5 protein-coding genes are annotated in these 7651 nt (G+C 38.7%); all 5 read right to left on the bottom strand.

Going from position 1 to position 7651, the window contains the following annotated elements; translation table 11 throughout:
• Positions 1-1772 (bottom strand): hypothetical protein (locus tag DD649_RS01695; protein ID WP_294102855.1); only part of this gene is annotated, 1772 nt, incomplete at its 3' end.
• Positions 1773-1792: 20 nt separating this feature from the next.
• Complete coding sequence (locus DD649_RS01690) at positions 1793-2347, bottom strand: hypothetical protein (protein ID WP_336428760.1); 555 nt, start codon at positions 2345-2347, stop codon at positions 1793-1795.
• Positions 2348-3141: 794 nt separating this feature from the next.
• Positions 3142-4659, bottom strand: coding sequence for a lysine--tRNA ligase (gene lysS / locus DD649_RS01685; RefSeq protein ID WP_294102863.1), 1518 nt, complete (start codon positions 4657-4659; stop codon positions 3142-3144).
• 22 nt (positions 4660-4681) lie between these two features.
• Positions 4682-5783, bottom strand: a protein-coding gene (gene prfB / locus DD649_RS01680) for a peptide chain release factor 2 (RefSeq protein ID WP_336428758.1) whose coding sequence is annotated in 2 segments (ribosomal slippage) — positions 4682-5704 and positions 5706-5783 — 1101 coding nt in all. Because the reading frame shifts where the segments join, the coding sequence is not laid out codon by codon here.
• Positions 5784-5914: 131 nt separating this feature from the next.
• Positions 5915-7648 (bottom strand): single-stranded-DNA-specific exonuclease RecJ, encoded by a 1734-nt coding sequence (gene recJ, locus DD649_RS01675; RefSeq protein ID WP_294102850.1) that lies wholly within the window; start codon positions 7646-7648, stop codon positions 5915-5917.
• Positions 7649-7651: the final 3 nt, after the last annotated feature.

Genomic DNA, 7651 nt, shown 5'->3' with positions numbered 1-7651 from the left:
TGCTTGGTTAACTGCTGATTTTGTGTTTCCAGTAATTTCGCCGCTGCTTGCTGTTTAGCTAATGCGTCGCGGGTAGCTTGGCTATCCACTTCGGCTTTTTTCAGCCCATCTTCTTTTTGTTTCAGCAAAGCCACTTGTTGATTCAGATCGGCGGTTAACGCCTTCACCTGCGCATCGCTAGCTTGGCTCATCAAGGCCGTTTGTTTTTCAACATCTTTTTGCAATTTCAGTAAATCAGTATTCGCTTGTTCAAATTGCTTTTGCGCCGTCGCATAATTTTGTTCATTTTGCGTCAACGCCAATTGAAGTTGCTGCTGTTGCTTCTGACTATCAGCATATTGTTTAGACAGCGCGTCTTGTGCCGTTTGATGAGCTTGTAATTGCTGTTTTGCCGCCGCTAATTCACGCTCTAATACCACTTTTTGCTCAGCGTTAGCAGTCTGCTCTACTAAAGACTGAGCGATTTTCTCAGCTTGTTGTGTTTTTTCAGTTAACTGCTTAGTTAACTGCTGATTTTGTGTTTCAAGTAATTTTGCCGCATCTTGTTGCGCTTTCAATACCACTTGAATATCGTTCTTTTGATTTTGAGCTAATAGCAGTTCATCTTCTTTTTGTTTTAATAATTCTTGTTGCTGCAATAAGCTAGCGGTAACTGATTTAACTTGCTCATCAGTATTACCATTAAGTTTTAATTGCTCTTTAGCCGCAATTTCTAATGCTGCAATTTCAGCTGTAAGCTGTTCTATTTTTAAATTAGCAGCAGCAAATTGTGTATCTTTGTCGGCTAATTGCTGTTTGATTCGTGACTGTTCAACAACACTATCATTCAACTGCTTTTCAAGTTGTGCAATTGTATCCTGTGTTTGTTGATTCTCTTGGCTAAGCTCTGTCAGACTATTTTGTTTTTGTTCAATAGTTTTTTCTGCTGCGGCGAGCTTAGCATTTAACGAGTCAATAATTGATTGATCGTCAGATGAATTCAGTAAAGATTGTAGTTGTGCGATTTGATCTTTATTTCTAGCCACTTCATCTGTTAATTTATTAATCTCAAATTGCTTTTCGGTAATAATATGACTCAGCTGCGCAATACTCTTATTATGATTAATAAGTTTTTCCACTAATTGCGCATCAGTAAGTAGATTATTATAACCAATTAGTTGCCCTACTCCTTGGGCAATACCAAATTGATATAAATTTGTTAATTGTTGCTGCTCAATGAGTTTAGCTAATTGCTCCAAATAAACAGAGTTATCCATTATTGGCGATTTAGCAAATTGAGATGAATATAAACCAAGAGGATTCAGCGCAATTTGGTATTTAGCGAAATCATTAGCTAAATAACTTGGGTTCCACTGATTACTTTGAAATAGATAGGGATAAGAAGACAGCAACATTGGTGCAGAAGAGCTCACGCCTTCAGTTAAAGTGCAAACTTCAGAAAGAGTCGTCTTTTCAGGTTCTACAGACTGGCTGGCGCCTGTAGAACTTTTATTATTTGCTTCTACTGTACTTTTTGTCTTACTTTTAGCGGTAGTCTTCGCACTTGTTCTTTTTTTATTCGCCGCAGATTTACTTTTTTCTTTCGGCGCAGGAACAGTCGATAACGAAGAGAAAACATCATAACCTTGAGCTTGCGTATTCACTGACGGTTGTTGTTGTAACTTATCTTCTTTTTCTAATTGAAGGTAAGTATCAAAATCATCAATAACATTGTTAAAACTGTCTGCTTTTATAACACTACTACAAAATGTTGTAAAAAGTGCCAGTGACACACAAAGCCTTAGGTTAGTTCTCATAATCCACTAATTTTCTTCAATGTTGATTCGGTAGACAATACAGAGTTATAGCGAACTTTTGCACAAAGCACTTTCGTTTTAGACTCTATTGCCATCTGTAATAATTCAATCGTATCTGGGCTTGCTGTTGTTTCTACTTGCCTATAAAGACGATTAATTTCGCTCACTTCTTTAAAAGAACCGACCAGACGGTTGTAATCTTTTGGTGATAGTGTTTTAAGTGCGTTTAATTCTTTAACGCAAGTATTTAAATGGGCAAATGATTGTTGTTCTGTTCCATCAGCGTTATAAGTCGTTGACTCTACTGGGGGACGATTCATCGCACTATTTAATACTTTTTGTGATTCAGGGTAAGAGCTATCTACTTGATTAGCTTTTACTTGAGCAGCTTGTTGTTCTGCTGTAGCTTGCTGAGTTGCAGTACTAGAGCTTGCTGCTGGTTTATTTGGTACCGCTGTGTTGTACCTATCTGAATCAAATGCACAGCCTGAAAGAAGAGCCGTACTTGCTATAAGCAAAGATGCAACATAAAATTTATTTTTTAAAAACATATGGTTACCTTACCAGTACTTTTCTTCGCTATTATAATGATGCCCGAGAAACCTAGTGTAAGCTAAAATGTAGCTATTTTCTATAAGCCCGAATGTAGAAATAGAGTCATCTCATAAATTTAGATTAATTACTTTTTAGTTTTTATCGAGTTTTGTCTCTACATTTGCGAACATTTCTGATTTTTTCACAATCACACTCAAAAATACGCTTAATGTGTTTATATTTTAAATCTAATCCTGATTTATTAAGTCTATTATCCACAACATATTTTATATGTGTAAGTCACTCATAATTTCAACAACACAATAACATCCTTATCTAGGATAATATTTGAATCCATGACAGTTGAAATAATTGCTAACAAGTTAGATTACACTGCATCATCTTATTAAAAGCTTATACTTGCAAAGTTATAATTTTTGATTACAAATACACGCCTTAAAAGCGTATTTAATCCATCTCTATCTTAGTCAATAAAATAGCATAACCTAAGAATTACTATGGGTAAAACACACAGCATACGTTAATTTTAAAATCACATAATAGATAACTACCAAGTATACAAATTATAACAGTTCTCTGTCATAAATACTTATACTAAATTGATACTATTCGTTACTTACAATAGATTTAATGAGTTTAGTTCAAGATAATATTTTTACTAATCTTATTAAGACAGCCATTCCAAAATAGTCATCTAAATAATAAGCATCTCTATATTGCAGAATTTTATGGGGTGTTTTTATAAAATAAATAGTATGCCCGGCGTTACACCGGGCATAAAAAGCCCTATTTATGCTTTGGTAGGACGTAGTGCAGGGAAAAGAATAACATCACGAATAGTATGACTATTTGTGAATAACATAACCATACGGTCAATACCAATACCTAATCCTGCGGTCGGCGGTAATCCGTGCTCTAATGCAGTGATATAATCTTCATCATAGAACATCGCCTCATCGTCACCTTCATCTTTCTGGCGCACTTGCTCAGCAAAACGCTCGGCTTGATCTTGAGCATCATTTAGCTCAGAGAAACCATTACCGATTTCACGACCACCAATAAAGAATTCAAAACGGTCAGTAATGAATGGGTTATCATCATTACGGCGCGCAAGAGGTGAAACTTCTGCTGGATATTGCGTTATAAAAGTTGGTTGGATCAAGTGACTTTCAGCAACTTCTTCAAAAATTTCGCACTGAACACGACCTAATCCCCAGCTTTTTTCAATCTTGATTCCGATAGATTGCGCAATTGCGGTAGCTTTTTCCATATCATCAAGATCGGCAACATTCGTTTCAGGACGATATTTACAAATCGCTTCTTTCATCGTTAGCTTAGCGAAAGGCTGACCAAAATCAAATTCTTGCTCGCCATATTTCACTACGGTTTGACCTAATACTTTTTGTGTTAACGTACGGAATAAATCCTCGGTTAAAACGATCAAATCACGATAGTCAGCATAAGCCATATAGAGTTCCATCATGGTGAACTCTGGATTGTGACGAGGAGATAATCCCTCATTACGGAAATTGCGGTTTATTTCAAATACACGTTCAAAGCCACCCACGACTAATCTTTTAAGATACAGCTCTGGGGCAACACGCAGATACATATCAATATCTAATGCATTATGGTGAGTAACAAATGGACGCGCAGTTGCGCCACCTGGGATCACTTGCATCATTGGGGTTTCAACTTCCATAAAGCTTCTAGCCACCATAAAATTACGAACTTCGGCTAGAATTTTAGAACGAATAATAAACGTATGGCGTGACTCATCATTAGCAATCAAATCAAGATAACGTTGACGGTAACGCGTTTCTTGATCAGACAGACCATGGAATTTATCTGGTAATGGGCGCAGTGCTTTAGTCAGTAAACGAACGTCATGACAATGAACCGTCAATTCACCTGTTTTCGTTTTAAATAAACGACCTTTAACGCCTAAAATATCACCTAAATCCCATTTTTTAAATTGCTCGTTATATACGCCTTCAGCTAAATCATCTCGTGAAACGTAAATCTGAATGCGACCACCCACATCTTGTAGGGTTGCAAATGACGCTTTTCCCATAATACGACGTGTCATCATACGGCCAGCAATTGAGACTTCGATATTCAAATCTTCAAGTTCTTCCGTTGATTTTTCACCATATTGTGCATGAATTTTGTCAGAAATATCTTCACGACGAAAATCATTTGGAAATGGGATACCTTTTTCGCGTAACGCTACAAGTTTTTCTTTGCGGGCTTTGAGTTCGTTATTCAAATCGGGTACGTGTTCAGCACCCTGTTGTTCTTGAGACATTTTTTCCTGAGACATTTTTTCCTCACAGGCCAGCTTTTAAGCTAGCTTCAATGAATTTATCTAAATCACCATCCAGTACGGCTTGCGTGTTACGCGTTTCCACACCAGTACGTAAGTCTTTTATTCTTGCATCATCAAGTACATAAGAACGAATCTGGCTTCCCCAGCCGATATCCGATTTGTTCTCTTCCATGACCTGCTTGTCAGCATTTTTCTTCTGGACTTCCAGTTCATAAAGCTTCGCTTTTAACTGGCGCATCGCTTGATCTTTATTTTTATGTTGTGAACGGTCATTTTGACACTGAGTCACAATATTGGTCGGAATATGTGTGATACGTACCGCAGACTCAGTTTTATTAACGTGCTGACCACCCGCACCTGAAGCGCGGTATACGTCAATGCGCAAATCAGCTGGGTTAATTTCTATATCAATATCATCATCAACTTCCGGGTAAATAAACGCCGAGCTGAACGATGTATGACGACGACCACCTGAATCAAACGGGCTTTTACGAACCAAACGGTGAACCCCAGTTTCAGTTCTCAGCCAGCCATATGCGTAGTCACCAATGATTTTTACTGTCGCGGATTTTAAACCTGCAACATCACCATCAGATTCTTCAATAATTTCTGTTTTGAAGCCCTTTGACTCAGCCCAACGCAAGTACATACGTAATAACATACTTGCCCAATCTTGGGCTTCCGTACCGCCAGAACCCGCTTGCAAGTCAATGTAGCAGTTAGCACTATCATACTCACCAGAGAACATACGGTGAAACTCAAGTTTTTCTAACTTAGTTTGTAGCGCATCTAACTCGGCACCCGCTTCGTTGAAGGTTTCTTCGTCATCGGCTTCGATGGCAAGTTCAAGTAAACCTTCTACATCTTCAATACCTTGAGTTAATTGGTCGATGGTCTCAACAATAATTTCAAGGGATGAGCGCTCTTTACCAAGTGCTTGAGCTCTTTCTGGTTCGTTCCAGACATCAGGCTGCTCAAGCTCTGCATTGACTTCTTCTAAGCGTTCCTTCTTGGCATCATAGTCAAAGATACCCCCTCAGAACCGCTGTCCGTTCAGACAGGTCCTGAATCTTATTTTTTACTGGGTTAATTTCAAACGTCATTTTCAATATCTTATGGTTGGTCGAAGATAAAATTTTGTATTTACAAACCGTTTAGTATACCGGAACTTCGGCAAGGTTTATAGCACCATAAAAACTGCTTTATCTATCATTAATGAGTACAGCTTAATTTGTTATTCAGGCCAAATGTGTTCTATCATTAACTGCACATTTCGCTGTCCACGGAACTCGTTAACATCGAGTTTAAATGCGATTTTAGCTTTTTTCACGCTATTATCAGGCCACCGGCGTACATCAATATTAAACATAATAGCATCTAACATCGGCCCACCATTAATAGGCTCCAAGATCAGCTTAAGATGTTTAGTGCCAACTAATTTTTGTTGTAATAGCTGAAAGTGTCCATCAAATATAGGTTCAGGAAATGATTGCCCCCATGGACCACTTTCACGAATAAGTTCAGCAGTTTCTAAAGAAAATTCATTGCGAGCCAGTTCGCCATCACTCCAAATTACCCCTGATAATTGCTCAGGTTGAATAATTTCGCCCATTAACAACTCAAAGTGATGTTTAAACGTTTCAAAGTTACCTTCTTCAAGAGTCAATCCTGCCGCCATCGCATGACCACCAAATTTTTGCATCAACCCAGGCTGTAAAGTATTTAAGCGCTCTAAAGCATCTCTCATATGAACGCCCTGAACAGAACGCCCTGAGCCCTTTAAAATACCATCGCCCGCAGGTGCAAATGCAATAACAGGTCGATGATATTGTTCTTTAATTCTCGATGCAAGAATACCAACGACCCCCTGATGCCATTCTGGATGATACAGTGCTAAACCATGGGGTAATTGGTTATCGCTATAATCTATTTGGTTAAATAACACTAACGCTTCTTGCTGCATACCCGCTTCAATATCACGCCGAGTTTGGTTTAATCCATCCAGTTCATTAGCAAGTTCCCGCGCGTAAGCCATATCATCAGTCAACAATAGTTCGATACTGACGGACATATCATCAAGCCTACCCGCCGCATTTAATCTTGGCCCTAGTGCAAATCCAAAATCATTAGCAACAAGCCGAGGGGCTTCTCGTTTAGACACCTCGATTAATGCCTTAATACCTGCACAGCAACGCCCTGCTCTGACGCGATGTAAGCCTTGATGTACCAAAATTCGATTATTGGTATCGAGCGGAACAACGTCTGCCACAGTACCTAAAGCGACTAAATCGAGATATTCAGCCAAATTAGGTTCACTAAGACCTTGTTGGGTAAACCACCCTTCTTGACGTAAATGAGCACGAAGTGCTGACATTAAATAAAATGTCACTCCGACACCGGCTAGCGATTTAGATGCAAAATGGCATTGGTTAAGGTTTGGATTAATAATAGCATCTGCATCTGGCAAGGTTTCACCGGGCAAATGGTGATCGGTAATAATCACTTTAATACCGTAATCATTTGCTGTAGCAACCCCCTCATGAGAGGAAATACCATTATCAACAGTAATAATAAGATTAGCACCGCGCTTACGTGCTTCTTCCACCACCAATGGCGTTAATCCATACCCATTTTCAAAACGATTTGGCACAATATAATTAATATTTGCATATCCCATCGCCTTTAATGCACGAATAGCCAAAGCCGTACTTGTTGCGCCATCAGCGTCAAAATCACCCACAATAGTGATTGAATCATGCTCAATTAATGCGCTATAAAGTAACGCTAACGCATTTTCAATACCGAATAACGAACGATAATCCAAAAGGTTAGACGCTTTACGCTCTAATTGGGTCGTATTGGTAATGCCACGATACGCATAAATACGTTGTAAAAGCTCTGGAACATCAGGCAATTGAATCACTTCATCGCTTAATGCTCGCTGACGTAAAAAAGTTTCAATATTCACAAT

Origin of the sequence: Providencia sp. (assembly GCF_003533305.1) — a bacterium.
In the GTDB taxonomy this organism is placed as follows: Bacteria; Pseudomonadota; Gammaproteobacteria; order Enterobacterales; family Enterobacteriaceae; genus Providencia.
The sequence above is the reverse complement of the archived record's forward strand: the minus strand, read 5'-3'. Positions and strand labels throughout refer to the sequence as shown.

What these genes read in the sequence shown, in the direction of transcription:
- DD649_RS01690 (WP_336428760.1), bottom strand. Translation starts at nt 2,347, where the DNA reads ATGTTTTTAAAAAATAAATTTTATGTTGCATCTTTGCTTATAGCAAGT.
- lysS (WP_294102863.1), bottom strand. Translation starts at nt 4,659, where the DNA reads ATGTCTCAAGAACAACAGGGTGCTGAACACGTACCCGATTTGAATAAC.